The organism is Pseudomonas edaphica (assembly GCF_005863185.1).
Classification (GTDB): Bacteria; Pseudomonadota; Gammaproteobacteria; order Pseudomonadales; family Pseudomonadaceae; genus Aquipseudomonas; species Aquipseudomonas edaphica.
In genome coordinates, this window is sequence record NZ_VBVZ01000844.1 from 1 (window position 1) to 2,114 (window position 2,114).

Annotated in this window: 2 protein-coding genes; both read right to left on the reverse strand. The window is 62.3% G+C overall.

Translation table 11 applies throughout. From position 1 onward, the window contains the following. Positions 1-97: 97 nt before the first annotated feature. A complete protein-coding gene (locus tag FEM54_RS31205; RefSeq protein WP_138454133.1) occupies positions 98-1,072 on the reverse strand; it encodes a 5-oxoprolinase subunit C family protein in 975 nt (324 codons plus the stop codon). Next, positions 1,069-1,947 (reverse strand): 5-oxoprolinase subunit B family protein, encoded by an 879-nt coding sequence (locus FEM54_RS31210; RefSeq protein WP_017137884.1) that lies wholly within the window; start codon positions 1,945-1,947, stop codon positions 1,069-1,071. The genes FEM54_RS31205 and FEM54_RS31210 overlap by 4 nt, the downstream gene beginning before the upstream one ends. Positions 1,948-2,114: the final 167 nt, after the last annotated feature.

A 2,114-nucleotide genomic window follows, 5' to 3' on the forward strand; every position in this document is an offset into this window, starting at 1 on the left:
ATGCAAGCGCCTCGGTCTGTCAGTTGAACCGAGGTGATGCCATCGCAGGCAAGCCAGCTCCCACACAAACCTGTTCCCACATGGGTTTTAGGGTGTGTCAGTGATTGAACAATCCAGCCATGGCCTTCAAGCGCTTTTTGTAGATTCGCCGCGCCTCCAGTGCTTCCTCCAGTGTCACCGCCACAAACCCCGCCCGCTGGTTGGGCTGCATCTGCCCGATCAAGTCCAGGTCGGCACTGATCACTGTGCCGATCATCGCGTAGCCGCCACCCGACACCGCATCGCGGTGCAGCACAATCGGCTCCAACCCCGCCGGCACCTGGATCGAACCGATCGGGTAGCAACTGTCGACGATATTCGAGGGGTCCGAGCCAGCACCAAACGGTTGTTCGCGTGGTTGAAAACTCAAGGCGCTGCCGCCCTTGAAGCGATAGCCGATGCGATCCGCCTCGGAGCCCACCGTCCACGGCTCAGCAAAAAAACTGCTTTTTGCCGCATCCGTCAGGCGCTCGTAATACAGCCCTGGCACCACGCGCAGGGTCACGTCGCCACCGACCGAACGGCGCAAGGCCATCGGTAAGCTATTGCCCGCGCGGCCTGTTCCGCTGGCCTCGCCGATCGGCAGTTCATCGCCTTCCTGCAAGCGTCGCCCTTCAAACCCACCGAGCGCACCAAGGGTGTACGTCGAGCGGCTGCCGAGCACCCGCGGCACGTCGATGCCACCGGCCACCGCCAGATACGTGCGCGCGCCAGCCTTGGGAAACTCAAAGCGCAGCACTTGCCCGGCGCGGACCTGAAAGGCGGTGTCCTGATGCACCACTTCACCATCCAGGCGCGGCGACATCAGCGCACCACTGAGCGCCACCAATGCGTCCTGGCGAAACTCCAGTTCAGGGCCGATCAGTGTGCACTCCAGGCCCGCCGCACCGGCTGGGTTGCCGACCAAGTGGTTGGCCGCACTCAATGCGTACTGGTCCAGGGCGCCCGAAGGCGGAATGCCCAAGTGGTAATAACCTTCACGACCCAGGTCTTGCACAGAAGTGGCGAGGCCGGGTTTGAGGACCTTGATCATGCCAGCGCCTCCTGCAGGGTTTTCGGGTAGCCGATGGGGTCGGCGAGAAACGCATCCAGGGAAAATTCCACCGGGCGGATACGCAAATCAAAACGCCCTGCCTCCACTTCGGCCACCGCCAAATCGTAGGCGTCGCGGTCCATCGGTTTGAACTGCACGATGTCACCCGGGCGGAAAAACACCATGTGTTCCTTGAGGTACGCCAACTGCTGCGCCGGGTCGTAGATTGGCGCCGGGGTTACGCCAAACATCTGGTAACCACCCGCGCCGCGCACTGAGTAAATGCAACCGAAACAGCCGCCATGGCCGAGGGTCAGTTTGGGCGTGTCGGTGCGCGGGCGCAGGTACTTGGGCACCTGCAATTGCCGCTCGCGCTCGACCATCTGGAACATGAACGGCAAGCCCGCAACAAACCCGACCATCGACACAAACCACGGCGCGCCACTGTGGGCGGCGATAAACGCGTCCACATCGGCCAGGCCGTTGATGCGTGCGGCGTATTCCAGGTCGGTGCCGCTGGGGTCTTGGTGGCGGTCGCGAAAGCGCATCAGGGTTTCGTGGGTCCAGGGGTCGTTGTAGAGCACCGGGATTTCGATGATGCGCGTGTGCAAGGTGCGCTCGGCCACGGCCTGGGCTTCGGCGCTTTGCACGGCGTCGAGCAGCACATGCGGCGCGATGCGGTCGGGGTCGAAACGAATCTGGAACGATGCATTGGCCAGGCACACATCCAGCACGCCCTCCAACGCCAGGCGCTCCACGGCGCGGGTCACGGCCATGCCTGTGAAAAAGGCCTCCAGGGACATGCTGTCGCTGACCTCGGCAAACAGGTGTTCATCACCGCCGAAGCTGTAGCGGATGGGGGTGGTTTCAGCCATGTCTGTTCCTCTTGGAATCATTGTAGAAAGGCAGGCAAAAAATCAAATGGATGGGCAGCTTATTGTGTTGTGGTTAGCCCGCTTGTTGTGGCGAGCAGGCTTGCCCTGCGCTGGGCTGCGCAGCGGCCCCATCACAGCCAACCGTGCAGTTACGGGTAAACCTCGGC

Bases quoted from the DNA above. Each gene is read 5' to 3' on its own strand.
- FEM54_RS31205 (WP_138454133.1), bottom strand. From the start codon at position 1,072: ATGATCAAGGTCCTCAAACCCGGCCTCGCCACTTCTGTGCAAGACCTG.
- FEM54_RS31210 (WP_017137884.1), bottom strand. From the start codon at position 1,947: ATGGCTGAAACCACCCCCATCCGCTACAGCTTCGGCGGTGATGAACAC.